Raw genomic sequence first — 21,265 nt, 5'->3', positions numbered from 1 at the left:
GTGCGAAGCGCTCGCAAAATCTACGACTGCTACGCAGCCGGTCGTCGGAGTGCCGCCCAGGGCAAGCGCGCTCAATGCCGCATGTTCCATCTTGTTTGATGAGAGGGGCCTTGGCCGCGACAGCCGGTGTGAAGTGCGCTGAAAAATGTGTTGCCTTCAAGCTGGTCGTCGCGGCCAAGGCCCCTCCCACAAGTGACAGGTATGCCCTAACTGGTCGGCATTACCACGTAGCCACGCGCCTAAGCCTTCCAGCTTTTCAATATTTTCCTGGCGTCGTTCATGGCGTATGTCCACTCGTTACCTTGTTTGCGCTTTGTGAAGAGCTTGAGTTCTACCAGCCCATTCAGAACCGTGGCGGCGGTGTTGTAGGCGCATCCCAGGTTTTCTTTGACGTTTGTCACGGTGAACTCCTGGTTGCTGCCTGATTTAGCAACGTTGAATACAACTCTTTGCTTGTCTGAAAGCTTGCCGTACAGGCCCGACTCGTAGAGGAATGTATTGAATTGGTTAATGGACTCCACCGTCGAGTCGTACGAGCTTTTGAATTCGCTGATGGCTCGCGCAATAACCCGGCATTGATAGTCAATGAAATAAGTTAAATCCATGTGGTCGGTTTCTGTGTACAGGTAGCTTTGCCCGTACTGGATAGGCGCCGCCTTCAGAAGCGTGCTTATCGCGATATAGCGAAATCCGCCAAAGCCGCTTTTGAACAAGTACCAGTAGAAGAGTGATCTCGCGACCCTGCCATTGCCATCATGGAAGGGGTGTTCAAAGCCTACGATGAAGTGAATGACGATGGCTTTGATCAAAGGGTGAATATAGTTTTTGCTATTGATGTCTGTGTGATTCGTGTTGACCCAGTCGATAACCAGATTCAAACGTTTCTCAAGCGTTTCTGCGGGAGGCGGTTGGTGGACGACATCGCCATTTCCGTCTTCAACAACAACGTCGTTATCGTGGCGAAATTCTCCCGGGTGATACCGGTCATCGTCTATTCCTTCGACGCCCACTTGATGCAGACCCGTGATCAGGTCTAACGAGAGCGCTTTGTCTCTATATTCCCAGGCATGATTCATCATCCTGAAATTACCGATGATCATCTTCTCATCGGGTGTTCTGGGCGCGCGTTTGCGCTTGAGCAACTCTTTTGCGGCCTTGGTGGTCGTCGCCGCACCTTCCAGCTGGCTGCTACTGATCGCTTCGTCTTCAATCAGGTCTTTAAGCAAATATTGCAGGTGTTTGCTTTCCCCGATTTTTGAGCACATCCACTCAAGCGCAGCCGTCGTCGTGTGCTGGTCGCACGCCGACACAGCGAGGTGCATCGCAGGTGTATAGAGGCAGTTACATACGTGCGCAGGCTCGCCGAGTTTCAGTAACGGAGTCAGTTGCCTGCTTCTCGCCAGTTTCACAACCGACCAGGCCAGCCCATGGTCAAGCCCGGCAGGAATCCTGAAGCGTAATTTGTCGTAGTGAAGGTAACGCCCTTTGGCGTCCAAAGCCTGATTCATCTCGATATAGGCCGCCAGATGCTGCTGATGGTGCTCGATGATCTCTTTGAAAGGATCGAGGTTCACCTTTGGCGGGAGCTTGATCATGATTTCAAAATTCCTTGGATTTGAAATGAGCATACCCGCCGGTTTTGAGGATTTCAATTTATGAGGAAAATGAAATCAGGCGTTCTGCGGAGTCTTCTTCGAGCACGACGAATAAGAGGCGAGGAATGTGTGTCTACCGGAAAAGTACGAGATGCACGAATGATGATGCCCTAAAGGCAAAAACGCGAAGTCAGGAAGGGAAAGTAGGCGAAAAAGCCCGGAAACACTGAAGAAAACTGGAGCGGGTAGAGGGAATCGAACCCTCAACTAAAGCTTGGGAAGCTTTCGTTTTGCCACTAAACTATACCCGCTCTGAGCGGCTGACTTTGTACCAGATGCCCGGTGCGAGTTAAAGCGCTAATTTCATCCAGCCGCGCTTTGTGGCTGTACTTCTTCCAGGATTACCATTCGCCATTTGCTGCTTTCCCTGCATTGACGAATGGTTCCCCGGCTCTGTCGAGCGCCGGCCTCAGAAGGCGAAGGCATGATGCTGAGTCTGGCTGTAGGCGTGGCGAGCGGGTTCTACGGCGGGTTGCAGGAAACTCGTCAGTGCCTTTTTGGAGTCGCGGCAAGCGGCTTTGTGTTCCATGTCCAGGAAGTGCCCGGCGGCTTCGATGGTGCTGAAGCTGCAGTTCTGCACATACTTGGCGAAGAGCACCGCGTCATCCGCTGCGGTGTATTCGTCCCAGGCTCCGTTCATGAACAGCACGGGTACGTTGATGTTTTTCGCAGCAGTCAGGTAGTTGCTCGGATCAATCTCCAGCACCTGGCTGATGTGATAGTGCATCTGGTCGTATTCGTGCAGGTCCAGACTGCTGACATGCCGGTAGTTGAAGCGTTTGAACAGCGATGGCAAATGTTTGCCGATGGTGTTGTTGATCAGGTGGCCCACTTCATAACGGTTGTGGTCGCCCAGGTGTTTCACGCCGCGGTTCAGGTAGTCGCGCATGTGTTCGTTGAGGATCGGCGAGAACGAACTGATGACGGCGCTCTCGATGCGTTTTGGCCGGTGCGACAAGGCAACCATGGCAGCGGCTCCGCCCCATGAAAACGACATGACGTGTTCGGCGTTGAAGTGGTCGATCAGCTCCAGCAGGATATGACCTTCCATTTCCCGGGTCAGAGGCTTGTCATGCCGGTTGTGTGGCTTGGATTTCCCGGCATAGGGTTGATCGTAAAGCACCACGTTGAATTGTGGATAAAGGTTGCGAACTGTCTGGGCAAATGAAGCAGTGGTGGCCAGTGAGCCGTTCACCATGACGATGGTTTTTTCCGCGGCATCGGCGCGGTAGAACTCCGTGTAAACCCGAAACTGTCCTTGTATATCAAGCACGGCGATTTCTGGCCTCATATGTATGTCTCCTGACTTACAGATATGCGTATGCGCTAGCGCAAATTAAAAAATGCACGTTTTTTGACAGGTAGGCATTAGCCTTGAAGGCCCATGTCGATCCTAACGATCTGTTCGACAGGTATTGTTATTGGCGGGCTATTTGTCGTGAGCCCGGGGGCTCGGTACGGCAAAAGGTTTCTTAGAATGCGTTGCTGACTTGGCAGTCACATGTGGACTGACGATTGGATTCAAGCAGGCGATCCGGGAACCCGCAAGTGCCGTTCGTAATTGATGTGATCGTTCCGCCGAATGGTCGTGACTTTTTCAGATCGACTGAATTTGTTCGTGGCTCAGGGCCTGATAGCTGCCGGGCTCTAGCTCGGGGGACAGGGCCAGAGGCCCCATGCTTTCTCGATGCAGAATCAATACTTTATTGTCGAAATGACCGAACATCCGTTTTACCTGATGGTAACGGCCTTCCACGATACTGAGCCTCGCACAGCGAGGTCCGAGTAGCGTCAGCGTGGCAGGTTGGGTGGTGATGTTCTCGTAGGCAAAGTAAAAACCCTCGGCGAATTTTGCTATGTACCGTTCGTCGATCAGCTGTTCTGTTTCGACGTAATACACCTTGGGTACTTTGGTTTGCGGCTGTGTCAGTCGGCGTGACCATTGCCCATCATTGGTAATGAGCATCAGGCCGGTGGTATTGAAATCCAGTCGACCGGCGATATGCAGTTCATGTTTGTCAGGCTCATCCAGCAAGTCGAGCACGGTGGGATGTTGTGCATCGACGGTTGCACTCACATAACCACGCGGCTTGTGCAGCATGAAATAACGCGCTGCCTTGCCGACCTGCAATAACTCGTTGTCGAACTCCACACGGCTGAACTCCCGCACTTCATGATGCGGGTCGCCAGTCACCTGGCCGTCGACTTTGACTCGCCCGCTGGCCAGCGCCAGGCGTACGTGCTGGCGATTGAAGCGGGGCAGGTTGCTGAGGAAGCGATCAAGACGCATGACGAGGAAAGTGCGATGGGCAAGGAGCGCGCATGGTACGCCTATCGCAGCGGTTTGGCCTGCAGGCTGTCTGCAACGCCTGCGCAGTTCGGGCACAGGCAGGCCTGATTGCGCAGTTCGACGGGCAGGGCTTCGAGCACGGCCGGGTCGATGCTTTGGGAAAAGCACCAGCATGCCTGATCGACCGTGCGCGGGTCGGCCAGTGTGCAGGTGTTGCCCAGGCCGCATACCGGGCACAGGCTGGAGTCTGGTTTTGTCGCTGTTGTGTTCATGCTGGGACCGGCTTCTCGATACAGACTTGATTGCGGCCGTTGAGCTTGGCGCGATAGAGCGCCAGGTCGGCACGGGCGATCAGGCTTTGCAGGTTATCATCGCTTTGCAGTTCGGCCAGCCCGACACTGACTGTAATCTGCAACGGCATGCCGGAAAAGACATACACATGCTGCTCGGCCAGTTCGCGGATTTTCTCGGCAATGCGTTGGGCACCCTGGGTGTCGCTGCCCTTGAGCAGAATGATGAACTCTTCGCCGCCCCAGCGGCAAATGATGTCTGACTGGCGCAGGCAGCTTTTCAGGTCATTGGCAAAACCGGCCAGCACTTCATCGCCCGCCAGATGACCGTGCGTGTCATTGAGTCGCTTGAAGCGATCCAGGTCCAGCAGCAATGCGGTCAAGGGGATGGCTTCGCGCTGGGTATCCTTGAGGGTATTGACGGCCAGCAGGTTGAAGCCCCGGCGCGTGGGCAGGCCGGTCAGGCTGTCGAGGGTGGCCTGGGCTTCAAGCTTGCGCTGGTAGCTGATGATGATTCGATGCAGGAGCAGCACAATCACCAGCGTTACGATCAGGCAGATGAACAGGTTCAGGTACAGCGAATGGCGGACATCGCTCAGGGCGGTGTCTTCCTGTTTGTCGACGATCAGGTACCACTCGAGTTCAGGAATGAAGCGCACATTGAGAAAGTGCTCTTCGCCATGGTTGTTGTATTCAAAGGTTCCACTGTGAGGTTTGGGGAGTTTGTCCTGCAGGTCCTTCATGCTGGGCAGTTCTTGCAGTCGTTGCCCGATGGTTGCGCCTTGCGGTCCGCCCCCGGCTCCGGTCAGCACGATGCGCCCGAACGTGTCGACAAAGTAGATGTTGCGCTCATAGCGCTGTCGATAACGGTCGATGAGCCGGGTGACGGCATCAACCGTAAGACCAACCCCGGCTACCCCGATGAACCGGTTGTTGTAATCGAAGACTTTGTAATTGATGAAGAAGGTCAGGTTGTCTTTGTTGGCCATGTCGGGGTCAAAGCTGATTTCGTAAGGCACGTTCATATCCCGCACCCGGAAATACCAGGCATCGCGTGGCTCGAGGGCACTGACTTTTTTCAGGATGCCTTTGGCCTGGTAATAGGTATGAGTGGCATCGGATATGAAGAAGGACGTGTACGCACCGTAATGATCCATGACCTCCTTGAGATAGCGGGTCATCTGCGCGGGATTGCGTTCGCCTTCGACCACCCAGTCGCGCATGAAGGTGTCGCGCGACATCATCGAAGAGATGAGAACGGGCCGTATCAGATCTTTCTGGATTTCTGAATAGACCGTATCCGACGTCAATGGCAACTCAGTGTTGATAATGCCGTCGCGAATGGATTCTCGTGATACGTAATAACTCAACAGTGTGGTTGCCAGAAAACCGCTTCCCAGCAAAAAAACCAAGGTCATCAATAATGAACGGTGAGAGGTAATTGCAGACTGATGGGGCATGAAAAATCCGCTTTCTTGAATATCCTTGAGAATTTGCATATTAGATGAATCAGGGATTCATTAATAACAGGATATATAAAGCAAGTCTCTGGCCACTTTCAGTCATGGGTTGTTTATAAGTGACGGGGCCAGGTAGGCCGGGCTTCTGCGCAGAGTGGCTTCAATCGCGGAACATCGGCAGTGCACCAAAAGAATCCGGTCGTAATGAATGCCCTGTGTCGATAATGCCGTGAACAGATCATCCAGTGTGGGGGAAGACATTGCAAAACGGTTACGCACCGTCAATATATCCATGGGGGTGGAAGGGAGTTGGCCTTTGAATGGCGAGACATTTGAATTGCGCACAATATTGGCAATGTCCTGATAGCTTTCATCGGTTGCAGTCTGGAACTTGGATAATGTGTAGTTTTTCAATCTGCCGCGAATCGAGGTGCCTGCCATCAGTTTGTCGGTCACGACCAGAGAGGGTAATGAGGACGGTGGTATCGCCAGGGTATTGCCCTGTGTATTGGATATGGCAAACGGGCTGACTTTTTTGCTGACGACGCGGTGCAGTTTCGGGTCGGCAAGCAGATAACCGTGGGGGGCATAGGTGTGTATTTCGGTGCCGTTGGGGATTTTGACTGTTGAACTCCAGGGCAGATGATGGCCGTGGGTGCTGACCACCAGCGTACGGGCCTGTCCTTTGCTGGACGTCCAGAGCAGAAACTTGCGCCCCAGTTTCCAGGCATGAATGGGCAGGTTGCCGTAGACGGGATGGCCTGGCACGGTCCAGACCTTGAGCCTGCTTTCGGTGTGAAAGAATTTTTCCAGGCGCGTCTGCCGCGGCTGCATCGAGCGGCCGAAGAGGGAGGCCAGATTGAAAGGTCGCGATGCGGCGGCACGCTGTGCGCGGACGATGCTTTTTGCAGGGCTGACGACCTTCTTGAGAGCCCCCAGCAGCCCGGGTGTATAAGGGGCCAGAGTGAACAATCCCAATGACAGGGCTGACAGGATGGCCTGTTTCTTCTCCTCACGACCACTGCCAGGCTGACTGGCTGCTATGGCATTGAGTGACGTAATGCCGATATCGAGGGCCAGTACGGCAATGAAGGCGGGTGTCAGCAGAAAAGACATGGGTGCCAGTACCCATTGCAGGTGACTCAGACGCTGAGTCCAGTAGCGCAGCGAAATCTGGGTCGAGGTCACGATCTGCTGCCGGGCCTCTTCCAGCGTGTTCTGTTTCAACGTCTGGCGCATGAAGGCAAACGGCGAGCCTGGCAGCAGGTATCGATGCAGCGAGTGATTCAGCGCCTTGCGCACATCGGGGTTGTAGATCACGTCTGTCCAGGGGCGCAGTATCGAGACGGGCGGGTCTTGCGCCTGGACGCCGCCCCATAACCTGAACAGATAGTCCAGGCGCCCCTGATTGCGTCCCGGTACGTAACTCAGCACGGCCATACGCCATTTCTCGTCCCGGGTGGCTTGCTGGAGGTATTCCTGAAGGGCCTCATCGTTCCTGAACTCCATGAACGCCTTGGTCAGTCCTGCCTGATAAAGCACCTTTTGCGGTTTATGGGGCTCCTCAAGTACCAGCAGGCCAGCGCAATACTGGTGTTCGATACCTTCCACGAAGGAACTCTGTACCTCAAAACCCAGGGTGAGCCATTGCAGGGCGGGGTCCGTCAATGACCTCACAATGCTGTCGAAGCCGCTGCGCAGCAAGTTGCCTTGTTTGAGGCAGATGATTGCCTGACTGATGAACATGGCCTGAAACGTCTGCTCGATCTGGTCTGCCTGTTGCTCCCAGAACTCATCGAGGCGTCGTGACATCAGGAACAGAAAGTCGATGGACTTGATCTTTTCTTCGATGGCCAGCGCGCTGATCGCAAGCTCCTTGTCGGCTGACCAGTCACCTTTGCCGGTCGGGTCCAGATAAACCACCGTACGTCCGCCATGGTCGATATAGCCGGCAGGGTATTGCACCCGATAATTGCTTATCAGGGCTTCACTGAGGCTGACAGGTTTTTCATCGGGCACGTTCACATGCACCATGGGGCGCATGAAACTGCCCAGCGGTGTTGTCGAGTGCCCGTGGCGGTAGGCAATGAATACATGATCCGGGTTCAACGCCACGCCATGCAGGTTGCGGATGACTTCACCCATGAGCTGTGCCGAGGTTTTCAGCGGTGCGGGGATTTGCCCGAGGATCGGTGCCTGGGTCTGCCACAGGTCTACCGCCCCTGCTAGGGTCAGCCCGCGGGCAATGGGTTTGAGCAGATCGATACCGTGAGCCTCCTCCACGTTTTCCAGCAGATCGAGTGCGAGTGTTTTCTGCGCGACGGTCAGGCGGCTGAACACATCCTCCTGAATCACTACCGGCTCGATCACGAGCGCGGTGCTCTCGGCGGGGATGTACTGGTTCAGCCAGAGTCGGTGCTGCGCCGAAGCATTGAGGGTATCGAGCAGCTTCTGGGTCATCTGACGTGGATCGTCGCTGATGTATTCGCTGGTGGCCGCTCCATGACCCAGCAGATGAATGAAGCAATGCGAGGTATTCAACGACCTGACCTGAAAGATGCCGGGCACCAGTTGGCCGTTGATGGACAGCATGTGAACCTGCGAGCTGTCTCCACGAGTGGGCTGCTCCAGTGACTGGCTGTCGGCGGGAAAGTCTTTGAACCCCAGTGCGTCCAGCGTCAGGTAATAACCGTTGCGGCTGATTTTTTTCCTGGCGAGTTTTTGTGCGAGACCATCGAGAAAGGACAGTCGCGCCAGGCTTCGGTAAGTCGCCTCATGCTTGCTCCAGAAGCTGTTGACCTTGCTGGCATAGTCATTGATCCACGGGGCCTCGATGATCAAGCCAAATAATGCCTTTGAGCCCAGAGAGGGGGTATCCGGATCCACCGGTTCATCGGTTATCGTGCAGCTCAACAGGTCTGCCAGACGTTGTACATCGCCACAGATCAGAGACAGTTCGATCAGTGACAATCGGGCGCTGTAACGCTCGCGCCCACGCTCATCGACCGAGGGCTGGCTTTCGGTCGTGAAGGTGATGTGCAGTTTGTCGGGGGCCAGTTTCTTGCCGGTCTTTTGCAGCAGCAGCTTTTCAAGCTGTTGGTGGATGTACACCCGTTGTGGAGACGGGCAGTCCATGTCCAGCTGCAGAGTTTTCAACAGCAGAACGGAGTCGCTGATCAGCTTGAACCCCGGACTTTTCCTGAGTCTTTTCAGTCGTTGCAGGTCTTGCTTGTCCGGCTCGGTCGAGGATGATGCTGGATCGATGGGGGCCGGCAGTGGTTTTTCGTCGGTCGAGTACTGCTGCGGGGCAAGGGAAAACGCTCCCGAGCCGTTGAGGCTGTCTTTTCGTTCCGAATCAGGTCCCGGCAGCAGGTTGAAGTCGGGGAGCTCCAGATCGGACGCAATAGAGAGGGATTTCCAGAGATCATCCATGACAGTGACATAGTTGGCGAAATGAGTGGTCGCTCACTATGTCACTGTCGATGCTGCGCAGTTGCCTATCTATTTATGTATTCATCGCTGTTGCAGGTACGCACGCCAGCCGCCCAGATGGCTGATATCGGTCGCTCCTTCAAGGCCGTAAGGCTCGCAGATGAAACCGCTTTCCCAGCGGCCATCGGCCAGTTGCACCTTGCCCAGGCCCAGCGGCGCAGGAATGCCGGTCAGGAACGAGCCCAGTTCATGGCTCGGCAGTTCCCAGACTTCCACTTCTATCGCAACGCCATGTTCGGCGACACGCAGCATGCCCGGACGAAACGGCGGGCCGCCTGCCAGTGCGTACAACTGATAATCGGGCGAGCTGTGCGTCACCTCCAGAAGACGTGCGCCGCGCTGCTTGAGCTGCCAGTTCAGGGCCAGTCCATCCAGATGGGCGCCACAGACCACCAGACGACTCATGTCATTGCGGGCGGCAGACTTGGGTTGAGGCAGGTCGGGCATGCGACCACCAATCAGCGGCAGTGCGGTCTGGCGTTGCAGGGCATCGGCCATGCTCAGCAGGTACTGATCGGTAAAGGCCCGACCAAAAAGCGTCACGCCCCAGGGCAGGCTGTTGTTCATGACGGCACTGGGCACTGCAACGGCTGCGTAATCCAGCAGATTGACGAAGTTGGTGTAGTAACCCAGCTCCGAGTTGCGCAACACCGGCTCGGCTTCGAGTTCTGCCGAGGTGACCGGACGCCCGATGCTGGGCGTGACCACGAAATCCAGCCCTTCGAGTGCCTTGTCGCAAATCGCCTTGAGTACCTGTAGACGGTATTGAGCCCTGAACGTATCGACCCCGGTCACTGCTGGTGCCTTGGCCAGTACGGCACGGATAACCGGTAGAACGGCTTCGGGATTTTCCTGCATCAGTTGCCCGGCCACGCTGTAGCGTTCGGCAACCCAAGGGCCTTCATACAACAGTCGCGCCGCCTCAAGGAACGGCGACAGATCCAGTGTCACGGCTTCGCCGCCCATTGCCGTGAGATGAACGAGCGCTGCTTCAAACAGTTGCGGGCCTTCGGTGCAACCGAAGAACTCCAGGTCTTCAGCTCGTGGGACGCCGAAACGGAAAGCGCGGGGGGCTCCGAACGCCGAGGCGTCGTTCCATAGCGGATTGCTGCGGCTGTATTCATCCCGCGGGTCCGGTCTGGCCACAAGCCCCAGCAACTGGCTGGCTTCCCGCGCTGTGGCGGTGAAGGTGGTGACGCAATCCAGCGTTCGACAGGCCGGCACCACGCCTGCCGTTGAAATCAGCCCCTTGCTGGCTTTCATGCCGACCAGATTGTTCAGCGCAGCGGGTACCCGACCCGAGCCTGCGGTATCGGTGCCCAGCGAGAAGCTGCTGACACCCAGTGCCACGGCCAGCGACGAGCCGGAGCTTGAACCGCCGGACGGATACTCCTTGAGCACGCTGTTGGGGCACGCGCCATAAGGCGAGCGACTGCCGTTCAGGCCGGTGGCGAACTGATCGAGGTTGGTCTTGCCCATGGGCACCGCGCCCAGGGCGATCAGTTGCTCGACAATGGTCGCCGAGCGTTGCGGTACATAGGCGTAAGCCGGGCAGGCTGCGGTGGTAGGAATGCCTGCAAGGTCGATATTGTCCTTGATCGAAAACGGTATGCCGTACAGCGGCAGGTCTTTGATCTCGCTTTTTTCCAGCGCGGCGAGGTAAGGCTCCAGTTCGGCCGGGCTGAGCAGATGAATGAACAGGTGAAAATCAGGATTCAGCGCGGCGGCCTTTTCATGCAGGGCCAGGATCAGGTGCCGTGGCGTCAGGCTGCCGGACTGGTAAGCGGCACGCACGGTATCCAGTTGCAGGTCGCTTGGGAGTACGTTGTGGTTCATGGCGAATTCCGTCGAAAGAGTTGAAGGCATACGTTTTCAGTCCGTTTCCAGAACGACCACACGCTGACCGGCGCGCACCGCCGAGCCGGGCTGTACCCGTACATCGCGAACGATGCCGTCTACGGGAGCCAGCAGCGGGATTTCCATTTTCATGGACTCCAGAATCACCAGCACATCGCCCGCCGTAACCCGTTCACCCGGCTGGACCTGCACTTGCCAGAGGTTGCCGGCGATATGGCTATCGACCCCTTGCTGGCCTGTTTCGAGCGCGGGCTCGTCAGTGAGCGGCGCAGCACTTTCCTCGCTCTCGAAATTGGCTTGCCCGCTGGCGATCCAGCGCTCGCGCTCGGCCTGGAACGCGGCTTGCTGCTGGCCGCGGAAGGCGGCGATGCCCTCGGCTTCCTTGGCCAGAAACGATTGATAGTCGGCGAGGTTCAGGGTGCTGTGTTCGATCTCCAACTGGTAGCGACCCAGCGGGAAGTCCCGGCGGATACGCAGCAACTCGTCGGCACTCACCGGATAAAAACGGATCTGGTCGAAGAAGCGCAGCAGCCAGGGTTTGCCGTCAAAGGCGGCGACTTCGCGATAGCGGTTCCACATCTGCAAGGTGCGGCCCACGAACTGATAGCCGCCGGGGCCTTCCATGCCGTACACGCACATGTAGGCACCGCCGATGCCCACCGAGTTTTCGGCAGTCCAGGTGCGTGCCGGGTTGTATTTGGTGGTGACCAGACGATGGCGCGGGTCCAGTGGCGTGGCCACCGGTGCGCCGAGGTAGACATCGCCCAGGCCCATGACCAGATAGCTGGCGTCGAATACTGTGCGTTGCACTTCGTCCAGATTGGGCAGGTCGTTGATGCGGCGGATGAACTCCAGGTTGCTCGGGCACCAGGGCGCATCCTTGCGCACGGTGGTCATGTATTTTTCGATGGCCAGTTGGCAGGCCGGATCGTCCCAGGACAACGGCAGATGCACGATGCGTGACGGGACTTGCAGATCCCGGGTTGCACAGACGGCATCCCATTCACCGGCGACGATATCCAGCAGTGTCTTGAGAGGCAGTTGTTCGGGTTGGTAATGCACTTGCAGGGAGCGAATGCCCGGTGTCAGATCGATCACGCCCGGCAGTGCCTTGCTTTCCAGCGCCTGCATCAAGGCATGTCCCCGGAAGCGCAGCACCAGGTCCAGCTCGGGCGCACCGATTTCCAGCAGCACATGGGTATCGCCCGAGAGTCGTGCGACCAGACGTTTGTCGTCCTGGCCGATGTCCAGCACAACAGGTGATGCCAGCCCGTCGCTCTGTGGGAGCGGATTCATCCGCGAATGGGTTCCATGGCCTTCGCGACTGAAGTCGCTCCTACGGATTAGGGGGCGGGCTGTTTCCAGGCTTACCGGGCTGAAGCGAACTTTATCTCCGGCCTTGAGTTGCCCCAGTTGCCACAGGTCCGCTTCGATGATGGTCACCGGGCAGACGAATCCGCCCAGGCTCGGGCCGTCGGGGCCGAGGATGACGGGCATGTCGCCGGTAAAATCCACCGCGCCGATGGCGTAGGGATTGTCATGAATATTGGACGGATGCAGGCCCGCCTCACCACCATCGGCACGCACCCACTCAGGCTTTGGCCCGATCAGGCGCACGCCGGTTCGGCTGGAGTTGAAATGCACTTCCCAGTCAGTGGCAAAGAAGGTGTCGATATAACCCTCGGTGAAATACTCGGGCGCACCGTGAGGCCCGTAGATCACGCGAATCTGACGCACATCCGCCAGGGGCTCGATCTGCTCATCCGGCACACGCTGCCCGGTGCTGCGATCAGCAAGGGCCGTGATATGCAGCACATCACCCGCGCGCAATGCCCGTCCACCATGCCCGCCGAACTGGCCGAGGGTGAAGGTGCTTTTGCTGCCCAGATAATCCGGCACATCCAGCCCGCCACGTACGCACAGGTAACTGCGCGCCCCGGCACCGGCAATGGTGCCCAGCGCCAGAGTCGAACCGGCGGATACCAGCAGCGCCGTATTTATGGGCTGCGCCTCGCCGTTCAGAGTGACCGGGATCTGCGCGCCTGTCACCGCCACCACCGCATCGGTATTGAAGCGCAGCAGTGGGCCGCTCATGGTGATTTCCAGTGCCGCGCAACCTTCGGCATTGCCCAGCAGGCGGTTGCCAAGGCGCAAGGCCCGGCTGTCCATCGGCCCTGAAGGCGGTACGCCGACGGCCCAGTAACCGAGACGGCCCGGATAGTCCTGCACCGTGGTCTGGGTGCCGCCACTGAGCACTTCAAAGGTGTCGGCCTGGTAGATCAGGCCTTCCAGGCAGCGGGTCCATGGCTGGCCGCTGGCAAAGGGCGCATCAACGATGATCTGCCGCAGATAGTCACGGTTGGTTTCCACGCCATACAGGCGTGTGTCGTTCAATGCGTTGGACAATCCATCGCTGGCTTGCTGACGATCCGGCGCCCAACTGATGAGCTTGGCAATCATCGGATCGAAAAACGGCGGGATCTCGCAACCGGCTTCGACCCAGGTATCAATGCGCAGGGTTTTACCATCGGCAGTCGGAAAGTCGACGGCGGTCAGCAGGCCGGGGCAGGGCTGAAAGTCGCGTCCCGGATCTTCGGCATACAGGCGCGCCTGAATGGCATGGCCGGTCGGTTGCAGGTTGGCCTGCAACTGGCTGAGCGGCGGCAGATCACCGGCCGCCAGTTGCACCATCCAGCCAACCAGGTCGACGCCCCATACCTGCTCGGTGACGCCATGTTCGACCTGCAGGCGGGTATTCACTTCCAGGAAGTAGAAGCGCTGATCTTCGCTGTCGAAGACAAACTCCACAGTGCCCGCGCTGCGATAGTTGACCGCCTTGGCCAGCTTGATGGCCGCCGCGCAGAGTTCTTCGGCCATGCCGTCCGGCAGGTTGGGCGCCGGGGTTTCTTCCAGCACTTTCTGGTTGCGACGCTGTACCGAGCAGTCGCGTACACCCAGCGCCAGCACTTCGCCCTGGCCGTCACCGAAAACCTGCACTTCAAGGTGGCGAGCGCGCTGAATGTATTTTTCGATAAAGACGCCTGCGTCGCTGAAGTTGTTCTGCCCAAGGCGTTTCACGGCCTCGAAGGACTCAGCCAGCTCTTCGGCACTGCGGCAGACACGCATGCCGATGCCACCGCCGCCAGCGGTGCTTTTGAGCATCACCGGATAACCGATGTCGCGTGCCGCCGTGAGTGCCGACTCAAGGCTGTCGAGCAGTTCGGTGCCTTCGAGCATGGGCACGCCATGTTCTTTGGCCAGTGCGCGAGCGGTGTGCTTCAGGCCGAAGACGCGCAGTTGCTCGGGCGTCGGGCCGACGAAGGCGATGCCTGCGTCTTCGCAGGCCTGTGCGAACGCCGCGTTTTCAGACAGAAAACCGTAGCCGGGATGAATCGCTTTGGCGCCACTGTCTTTGGCAATGGCGAGAATCTTGTCGACCGCCAGATAAGTCCCCGAAGCACCGCCTTCTCCCAGGCTGTGGGCTTCGTCGGCCTGCATCAGGTGCAGGCTGGCGGCATCGGCTTCGGAGTAGACCGCAATACCCTTGACCTTCAAGGTGCGCAGGGTTCGCAGGATGCGGCAGGCAATGGCGCCACGGTTGGCGATCAGCAGTTTGTCGAACATGGCATAAACCCCGGAAACCCAGATTTGCTCGGTTTCGTGATGGGAAGCGGGCCGTCCCGCTATGGGTCGTTGTGCACAACGGTCGTCCGTTGTGGAGGGCTCGTTTTTTCTGGATCAGTCGCGGATCAGCAGTCGGGCCGGAGTCGGGTTGTAACCGTTGCAGGGGTTGTTCAATTGCGGGCAATTGGAGATCAGCACGATCACATCCATTTCGGCGCGCAATTCGACGTATTTGCCGGGCGCGGAAATGCCGTCCTCGAACGTCAGGCCGCCTTCGGCCGTTACCGGGACGTTCATGAAAAAATTGATGTTCGGGCCGATGTCGCCCTTGCCCAGACGGCCGTCATGAACACAGGCGCGCAGGTAGTTGTCACGGCAGCTGTGCATGTGGAGTTTTTCCAGGGCATAGCGCACGGTGTTGCTTTCCTGGGCGCAGGCTCCGCCGACGGTGTCGTGACGTCCGCAGGTGTCGTCGACTATGGTCAGCATCGGCTTGCCGAGGTTGGAATACAGCACGCTGCCAGTGGTCAGGTAGACATTGTTCTGGCGGCGCAGGGTGCGTTGCACGTCATAACGCTCGCGTGGGTTGGCCAGGCTGTAGAACAGAGTATCGACGGCCTGGTTGCCTTCCAGGTCGAGAATGCGGACGGTTTGCCCGGCCTTGACCTCGGCCAGGAAGGGTTCGCCAGCGGGGATGGTGGCGTCGCAGCAATGTTGAGTCGAATGCATGGCAAGGGCTCCTCAGGCAAACAGGCGGTCGGTATTGATGAAGCCACGCTCGTTTTCCGGGCGTGAGGTACGGCAGTGCTCGGCCACACTGGCATCGGCTTTCATCCAGCTCAGCTTCAGGGGTTGCGGGGCGTATTGCGGGTTGGGGTCCATCGGGTGTTGCAGGGCGGTGAGGACCACCAGGGTGTCCATCGGCGCATACAGCTCGATGTAGTCACCGGCCTTTGAGTTGTCCGGCACGAAATGCAGGGCACCGGTTTCGTCCACATTGACCCGGCTGAACAGGTTCAGGGTCATCAGCAGGTCAGAAAGGCCCAGGCCCCATTTGCCCAGTTCCACCAGCAGGTTGTCGACGCCGTTGCGGAAGAAGCCATTGCGCAGTTCCTGATAGCGACCCTGGCCGTATTTCTCTTCGACTTCCGCTGCGTTGAGTACGCCGCCGAGGCTGTCGCTCCAGCCGCAGGTGTCAGCAGTGATCGCCGCCAGCACACGACCCATGTCCGAGTACAGGCAGTGACCGCTGGTGAGTTTGGCGGTGTGTTGGCACTTGAGGCTGTCGGGCAGATTCAGGCGCTCGGTCTTTTCATGGGCATTGAGCAGCGTCAGGCTGACATTGGCGTTGCCGTTCAGATCGGTCAGGCGCAGCAGTTCGCCGCGCTTGAGCACGAATGAACGGTGGGCGCCGCCGGGCAGCAGTTCTTCGGCGAACACGGGAAACAGGGTGGTTGAGTCAGTCATGAGTCGGTCTCCTTTCAAGCCGGTAGCAGCGAGTCGAGAGCCGCGCGAGCTGCACGGCGGTCGCTGTTCAAGGGGATGTCGTAAGTGATGCGTGCGCCATAGGCGCCGGGGGCGTGCGGGTCGTGGCGCACCTTGTCGAATACCATCAGGCGCGTACCGAGGTTGAAGCCTTCGGACAGGTCGTGGGTGACCATGAACACGGTCAGCTTCGTTTCCTGCCACAGCTCCAGCAGCAGGTTGTGCATGTCCTTGCGAATGCCGGGGTCCAGCGCGCCGAACGGCTCGTCCAGCAGCAGGACACGAGGCTTCATGATGAGGGCCTGAGCGATGGCCAGCCGTTGCTGCATGCCACCGGACAGTTGAGTGGGATACTTGTCCAGCGCATGGCCCAGCCCGACTTTATGCAGCAGCACGGCCGCCTGTTCCCGGGCATCGCGCTTGGCCTGACCGAACAAGCGGCCAATCCAGCGAGCATTCGGCAATTCCAGACCCAGCGCCACGTTATCCAGCACACTCAGGTGCGGGAACACCGAATAGCGCTGGAAGACCACGCCACGGCTTGGGTCCGGCTCGCTGGCCAGAGCCTTTCCGTCCAGGGTGATAACGCCACGACTGGGGATTTCCTGGCCCAGCAGCAGGCGCAGAAAGGTGGATTTGCCGCAACCCGATGCGCCGACCAGGGTACAGAATTCACCCTCGGCCACTTCCAGGTTCAAGCCTTCGAGCACCACTTGGTCGTCGTACTGCTGCCAGACATTACGCACACTGATAAAGCTCATCCTCGTGCTCCTTCATACCAGGGGAATGCACGACGGGTCAGGGCCTTGAGGCCCCAGTCCATCAGCCAGGCGAGCAGGGTGATCCAGATCACGTAAGGCAGGATCACGTCCATGGCCAGATAGCGGCGTACCAGGAAAATCCGGTAGCCCAGCCCGTCCGTGGAGGCGATGGCTTCGGCCGCGATCAGGAACAGCCACGCCGAACCCAGTACCAGCCGCAAGGCGATCAGCAGGCGTGGCAGCAGTTGCGGCAGGATCACCCGCAGGATCAGCGTCCAGGTCGAGGCGCCGAGGGTTTGCGCCTTGATCAGCAATTCCACGGGGATTTCCCGTGCGCGCTGTTCCAGATCCCGGGCCAGAATCGGCGTGATACCGATAACGATCAGCATCACTTTCGACAACTCGCCCAGCCCGAACACGATGAACAGAATCGGCAGGATCGCCAGTGGCGGGACCATCGACAGCACCGTCAGCAGCGGTGAAAGCGGAGCCCCGAACATTGGCAGAATGCCTGACGCAATGCCCAGGCACAGGCCCAGCAAGGCGCTGATCCCCAGTCCGATCGCCAGTCGTTGCAGGCTGGAGCCGGTGTCCTGCCACAGCAGATAGCTGCCCGTGCGTGTGTCCTCGGTGAATGCCATGCGACTGACCGCATCGGCCATCTGCACCGCGCTGGGCAGCAGTTTGTCGTTGGGGTTTTCCATCAGCCGTGTTGCCGAGCCTGTGAAGTAGGCGAACAGCAACAGGGCGAATGGCAGGATCACCAGAATCAGGCGACCGGCCCGATCCGGGTGTCTATTTATCAAGCGCATGGCAATGACCTTTGGACTGGGTGCGTTTTACAGCTTGTTGTCGACGGCCATCTGCACGTAGCTGGGGTCGAAGTGCAGCTTGAGGTTGGCCTTGTCGCCTTCAGTCACGCCATTGGCGAACGACATGCCCACGGCGCCTGCATCTCGGGCGCCTTCGCCCAACAGGCCATGATCGAAGGAGAAGCTGGCGACCTTGCGCATGGTGTCCGGCAGTTGTGCGCTGGTGGCGAACGCCAGGGCTTCCTGTGGTGTGGCAAACAGCCGGGTGGTGTCGAGCTGCGACTGGAAGCCCGCCAGATCGGTGCCCGACGCCTTGGCCATGTGCTCCAGTGCCGCCTTGCTGGCTGCCGACTTGGCGTTCATCAGGGCAACCACTTCAAACCATGCGCCGGTCAGGGCTTTGCCCAGGGCCGGGTTGTCTTTCAGGGTCTGGGTGTTGACCACCATCATGTCCATGATTTCGCCAGGGATCTTGCTCGAGTCGAAAACCTGGGTGACGCCGGGTTTGGCTTTGATATCCGAGAGCATCGGGTTCCAGGTGGTGACCGCTTTCACTGCACTGGTGTTGAAGGCCGCCGAGATATCGGCGTCCGAGGTATTCACCACCTTGAGGTCTTTTTCGGTGAGGTTTGCGCTGTCCAGCGCACGGGCTAGCAGGTAGTGGGAAACCGACAGCTCTACCAGGTTGACGTCCATGCCCTTGAGGTCTGCGACTTTCTTGCCTTCGCCCTTGATGACGATGCCGTCGTTGCCATTGGAAAAGTCGCTGACGATCAGCGCTGTGCTTTCAACGCCTCCGGCAGCCGGAATGGTCAGGGCATCCATGTTGGTCATGGTGCAGCCGTCGAACTGGCCTGCGGTGTATTGATTGATCGATTCGACGTAGTCGTTGAGCTGGGTGACATCGATCTTGATGCCGTACTTCTTCGCCCATTTGTCGACGATGCCTTGGGTGCCAGCGTATTCCCACGGCATCCAGCCTGCGTAGATCGTCCAGCAGACGTTGAAGTGATCTTTGGGGGCGGCTTGTGCCGAGAGGCTCAATGCAGCGATGAGGCCTGCTGCGAGCAGACCGGACAGGCGAGACTTTGGCTTGTGCATGCTGAATAAACCTCCAGTAGTGAAAGGGGCGGCCAGGAGTCACTCGACACCACTGGTGTCCTGTCTCCCGGGCTTTTATCCCGCCGTGTAACCTCTACTGGAGGTCGCCGACTCTCGGACCAGCCACTTGCCTGTCGGCAAGCCGGAACCCTAGTCGGCTATTGCAAATTGTGGTGCCGCGAAGCTGTGTTGACTCCTGCACATCAATCGTTAAGCGAGAGTTGTGCCAACTTGCTACACGCCTTGTTTCTCCGTGGGTGTCGGAAAAAGGACAGGTTTTTCCTGCCCAGGATTGCCTTGTGCTGGTGCGGGGGTGCACCGTGATGAGGCGTCCGGGGTTGAAATGTTTTGTAGCATCTTTGTACTGAAGGGTGTCAGGCCCGCGTGGCCTTGTTTATCAAGGGCTTGCGAGTCAGTTTGCCACTATCTGATGGGACGGATGGATAGGGGAAACCCGCACTAGATGGCCTTTTTGCTGTCTGATTAATCGTCTGCTGACCCAATGTGCAGACGCCGACCAGCGTCGCTGGTTGTGCCCAATCGCGGTCCAAGGAGGCCGCCATGTATCGAAGACCCTTGCTCATCGCTTTTCTGGCCCTGTTCATGACAGGCTGCTATGCAGGTCCTGGTTACTACGAATCCGAGGTGTACACACAACCGACGACTGTCGTCGCTGGAGGGTATGCTTATGACAACGGTTACCGCTCTTCCTATTATCAAGAGCGGCGCATTTATGTAGCGCCTCAACCACGCTATTACTACAGCCAGCCACCGCGTTATTACGCGCCACCGCCGCAGCCGCGCTACTACGGTCCTCCACCGCAACCGCGCTATTACAACCCCGGTCGGCCACCGGGCCACGGATGGCGTGACAACCGGTTCCGTGGCAACGACGGTTACCGGAACAACTACCGTAACGACTATCGCAATGACTACCGCGGAGGCGGCGGGTCATGGGATCGCGGCCGGGGTGATGGCCGTTACTGATAACTGACCAGCTTGGTGAGATTTATCCGCTAAGGATTCGCGAATGAATTCGCTACCTAGTAATGCTGCGATCAGTTAAGTCAACAATTCACTTTGTGGGAGGCAGCTTGCTGGCGACTTCAGCGTACGACGCAGAATATCTGCCAGTTTCACGCCTTTTTCGCCAGCAAGCTGCCTCCCACACGTGTCGTTTGTGCATTAATTGATCGATAGCTTTGTTGTTACGACAGATCCGCCAGCGGATGCCTTCCTTCCCAGGCCTTGGCAAAGTGAGCCTCGATCACCGCTCTCGGTATCCTGGCCACATCCTGCCAGTGCCAATGTGGCGTGTGATCCTTGTCGATCAGTCGCGCCCGTACACCTTCGTTGAATTCCGGATGACTGCAGCAGTTGAGGCTCATGGCGTATTCCATCTGGAATACCTGGGCCAGTGAAAGATGCCGCGCCCGGATGATCTGTTCCCAGACCAGATGAGCGGTCAATGGGCAGCCCTCCAGCAGATTCTTCGCACAACGAGCCAGCAGCGCGTCGTCCCGATGCTGCAGATGTTCGATGGCATTCCAGGCACCGGGCAGATTCCCGACATCCAGCAGTTCATCGATCTGTTCCCTGCGCGGCAGCCACTGGGCGGCTGGCAAGCGGGGGAGGGCTTCCTGTTGCAAAGCCTTGAGCAGGCTGTTGAGCTGTACGTCGGTCTGTTCCTGCCAGTTCAGTTGCAGCAGGCTTTCGATCAGCACGTCTTGCTGTTCGTCGAGCAGGAAGCGGTCGGCCAGGTCCAGATCCAGTGCGTCACGGCCATTGATGTGAGCACCGGTCAGCCCCAGAAACAGGCCCAGTTTCCCGGGCAGGCGAGACAGAAACCAGCTTGCGCCCACATCCGGATACAGGCCGATGCTGATTTCGGGCATCGCCAGACGGCTGCTCGGGGTGACGATGCGAATGCTGGCGCCTTGCAGCAACCCCATGCCTCCGCCCAGCACATAGCCGTGGCCCCAGCAAATCAAGGGTTTGGGGTAGGTGTGCAGGCTGTAGTCCAGTCGATATTCCGCCGCAAAGAAGCTGGCCGCCAGAGGTGGCACGGTGCCCGGAGCCTCGCGACAGGCTTCGGCAAGCGAACGGACCTCACCGCCGGCACAAAAGGCTTTCGGTCCGTTGCCGCGCAATAGAACGCAAACGATCTGCGGGTCGTCAGCCCAGGCAGCGAGCTTGTCCTGAAGGGCTAGAATCATCGGCAACGACAGGGCATTGAGCGATTTTTCGGCATCCAGGCTGGCGATGCCGATGCGGGCGCCATCTTGCCCGTGAAGCTCTTCGAATTGCAGATTCATCATGACCCTCTCATTGGCAGTTACAAACGACGTTCTGCCATCCAGTGTAGGAAACTGCTGGTTTACTGCTGCGCATTTGACATTGGCAGCCAGCTTTCCTAGTGTCGCGCAGTGTTTTTACCG

General features: G+C 58.2%; 15 protein-coding genes, 1 tRNA gene and 1 riboswitch. Of the genes, 1 reads left to right on the top strand and 15 read right to left on the bottom strand.

Going from position 1 to position 21,265, the window contains the following annotated elements; genetic code table 11:
• Positions 1-239: 239 nt before the first annotated feature.
• The 14 genes from KQP88_RS19295 to KQP88_RS19230 form a co-directional block, all read right to left on the bottom strand.
• Positions 240-1,595: a Fic family protein gene (locus KQP88_RS19295; RefSeq protein WP_216703921.1), complete on the bottom strand. Its 1,356-nt coding sequence runs from the start codon at positions 1,593-1,595 to the stop codon at positions 240-242.
• 237 nt (positions 1,596-1,832) lie between these two features.
• Positions 1,833-1,906 (bottom strand) — tRNA-Gly (locus KQP88_RS19290).
• A 158-nt stretch (positions 1,907-2,064) separates the two neighbouring features.
• The gene (locus KQP88_RS19285) at positions 2,065-2,946 is read right to left on the bottom strand and encodes an alpha/beta fold hydrolase (RefSeq protein ID WP_200992828.1); all 882 of its coding nucleotides are present in this window, start codon (positions 2,944-2,946) and stop codon (positions 2,065-2,067) included.
• Between the two features lie 306 nt (positions 2,947-3,252).
• Complete coding sequence (locus KQP88_RS19280) at positions 3,253-3,945, bottom strand: pseudouridine synthase (protein ID WP_216703920.1); 693 nt, start codon at positions 3,943-3,945, stop codon at positions 3,253-3,255.
• Positions 3,946-3,986: 41 nt separating this feature from the next.
• The gene (locus tag KQP88_RS19275) at positions 3,987-4,217 is read right to left on the bottom strand and encodes a cysteine-rich CWC family protein (RefSeq protein WP_216703919.1); all 231 of its coding nucleotides are present in this window, start codon (positions 4,215-4,217) and stop codon (positions 3,987-3,989) included.
• The gene (locus KQP88_RS19270; RefSeq protein ID WP_200992825.1) at positions 4,214-5,695 is read right to left on the bottom strand and encodes a sensor domain-containing diguanylate cyclase; all 1,482 of its coding nucleotides are present in this window, start codon (positions 5,693-5,695) and stop codon (positions 4,214-4,216) included. Before KQP88_RS19270 ends, KQP88_RS19275 begins: the two co-directional genes overlap by 4 nt.
• Positions 5,696-5,797: 102 nt before the next feature.
• Positions 5,798-9,127: a dermonecrotic toxin domain-containing protein gene (locus tag KQP88_RS19265; RefSeq protein WP_253950504.1), complete on the bottom strand. Its 3,330-nt coding sequence runs from the start codon at positions 9,125-9,127 to the stop codon at positions 5,798-5,800.
• Positions 9,128-9,208: 81 nt separating this feature from the next.
• Positions 9,209-11,023, bottom strand: coding sequence for an allophanate hydrolase (gene atzF / locus KQP88_RS19260; RefSeq protein WP_216703918.1), 1,815 nt, complete (start codon positions 11,021-11,023; stop codon positions 9,209-9,211).
• A gap of 36 nt (positions 11,024-11,059) precedes the next feature.
• On the bottom strand, positions 11,060-14,668 hold the full coding sequence (uca, locus tag KQP88_RS19255) for an urea carboxylase (protein ID WP_216703917.1): 3,609 nt from the start codon (positions 14,666-14,668) through the stop codon (positions 11,060-11,062).
• A 114-nt stretch (positions 14,669-14,782) separates the two neighbouring features.
• The gene (locus KQP88_RS19250; RefSeq protein WP_200992822.1) at positions 14,783-15,397 is read right to left on the bottom strand and encodes an urea amidolyase associated protein UAAP2; all 615 of its coding nucleotides are present in this window, start codon (positions 15,395-15,397) and stop codon (positions 14,783-14,785) included.
• A 12-nt stretch (positions 15,398-15,409) separates the two neighbouring features.
• Positions 15,410-16,135, bottom strand: coding sequence for an urea amidolyase associated protein UAAP1 (locus KQP88_RS19245; RefSeq protein WP_200992821.1), 726 nt, complete (start codon positions 16,133-16,135; stop codon positions 15,410-15,412).
• 14 nt (positions 16,136-16,149) lie between these two features.
• Entirely contained in the window at positions 16,150-16,914 is a 765-nt protein-coding gene (locus KQP88_RS19240; RefSeq protein ID WP_198726136.1) for an ABC transporter ATP-binding protein, read from the bottom strand.
• Positions 16,911-17,726: an ABC transporter permease gene (locus KQP88_RS19235; protein WP_198726137.1), complete on the bottom strand. Its 816-nt coding sequence runs from the start codon at positions 17,724-17,726 to the stop codon at positions 16,911-16,913. The genes KQP88_RS19240 and KQP88_RS19235 overlap by 4 nt, the downstream gene beginning before the upstream one ends.
• Positions 17,727-17,753: 27 nt before the next feature.
• A complete protein-coding gene (locus KQP88_RS19230) occupies positions 17,754-18,827 on the bottom strand; it encodes a putative urea ABC transporter substrate-binding protein (RefSeq protein ID WP_216703916.1) in 1,074 nt (357 codons plus the stop codon).
• 62 nt (positions 18,828-18,889) lie between these two features.
• A riboswitch (guanidine-I (ykkC/yxkD leader) is annotated at positions 18,890-18,992 on the bottom strand.
• Positions 18,993-19,472: 480 nt separating this feature from the next.
• On the opposite strand from KQP88_RS19230, the gene KQP88_RS19225 reads away from it, so the two are divergent.
• Complete coding sequence (locus tag KQP88_RS19225) at positions 19,473-19,814, top strand: hypothetical protein (RefSeq protein ID WP_216706000.1); 342 nt, start codon at positions 19,473-19,475, stop codon at positions 19,812-19,814.
• A 221-nt stretch (positions 19,815-20,035) separates the two neighbouring features.
• Here KQP88_RS19225 and KQP88_RS19220 read toward each other — a convergent pair whose 3' ends face one another.
• Positions 20,036-21,142 carry an enoyl-CoA hydratase/isomerase family protein gene (locus KQP88_RS19220; RefSeq protein WP_216705999.1) on the bottom strand — a complete coding sequence of 369 codons (1,107 nt, stop codon included), beginning with the start codon at positions 21,140-21,142 and terminating at the stop codon, positions 20,036-20,038.
• Between the last annotated feature and the right edge of the window lie 123 nt (positions 21,143-21,265).

It is taken from the genome of Pseudomonas lijiangensis, from assembly GCF_018968705.1.
In the GTDB taxonomy this organism is placed as follows: domain Bacteria; phylum Pseudomonadota; class Gammaproteobacteria; order Pseudomonadales; family Pseudomonadaceae; genus Aquipseudomonas; species Aquipseudomonas lijiangensis.
The sequence above is the reverse complement of the archived record's forward strand: the minus strand, read 5'-3'. Positions and strand labels throughout refer to the sequence as shown.

Bases quoted from the DNA above. Each gene is read 5' to 3' on its own strand.
- KQP88_RS19235 (WP_198726137.1), bottom strand. From the start codon at position 17,726: ATGCGCTTGATAAATAGACACCCGGATCGGGCCGGTCGCCTGATTCTG.
- KQP88_RS19245 (WP_200992821.1), bottom strand. From the start codon at position 16,135: ATGACTGACTCAACCACCCTGTTTCCCGTGTTCGCCGAAGAACTGCTG.
- KQP88_RS19250 (WP_200992822.1), bottom strand. From the start codon at position 15,397: ATGCATTCGACTCAACATTGCTGCGACGCCACCATCCCCGCTGGCGAA.
- atzF (WP_216703918.1), bottom strand. From the start codon at position 11,023: ATGAACCACAACGTACTCCCAAGCGACCTGCAACTGGATACCGTGCGT.
- uca (WP_216703917.1), bottom strand. From the start codon at position 14,668: ATGTTCGACAAACTGCTGATCGCCAACCGTGGCGCCATTGCCTGCCGC.
- KQP88_RS19270 (WP_200992825.1), bottom strand. From the start codon at position 5,695: ATGCCCCATCAGTCTGCAATTACCTCTCACCGTTCATTATTGATGACC.
- KQP88_RS19275 (WP_216703919.1), bottom strand. From the start codon at position 4,217: ATGAACACAACAGCGACAAAACCAGACTCCAGCCTGTGCCCGGTATGC.
- KQP88_RS19220 (WP_216705999.1), bottom strand. From the start codon at position 21,142: ATGAATCTGCAATTCGAAGAGCTTCACGGGCAAGATGGCGCCCGCATC.
- KQP88_RS19230 (WP_216703916.1), bottom strand. From the start codon at position 18,827: ATGCACAAGCCAAAGTCTCGCCTGTCCGGTCTGCTCGCAGCAGGCCTC.
- KQP88_RS19285 (WP_200992828.1), bottom strand. From the start codon at position 2,946: ATGAGGCCAGAAATCGCCGTGCTTGATATACAAGGACAGTTTCGGGTT.
- KQP88_RS19265 (WP_253950504.1), bottom strand. From the start codon at position 9,127: ATGGATGATCTCTGGAAATCCCTCTCTATTGCGTCCGATCTGGAGCTC.
- KQP88_RS19295 (WP_216703921.1), bottom strand. From the start codon at position 1,595: ATGATCAAGCTCCCGCCAAAGGTGAACCTCGATCCTTTCAAAGAGATC.
- KQP88_RS19240 (WP_198726136.1), bottom strand. From the start codon at position 16,914: ATGAGCTTTATCAGTGTGCGTAATGTCTGGCAGCAGTACGACGACCAA.
- KQP88_RS19280 (WP_216703920.1), bottom strand. From the start codon at position 3,945: ATGCGTCTTGATCGCTTCCTCAGCAACCTGCCCCGCTTCAATCGCCAG.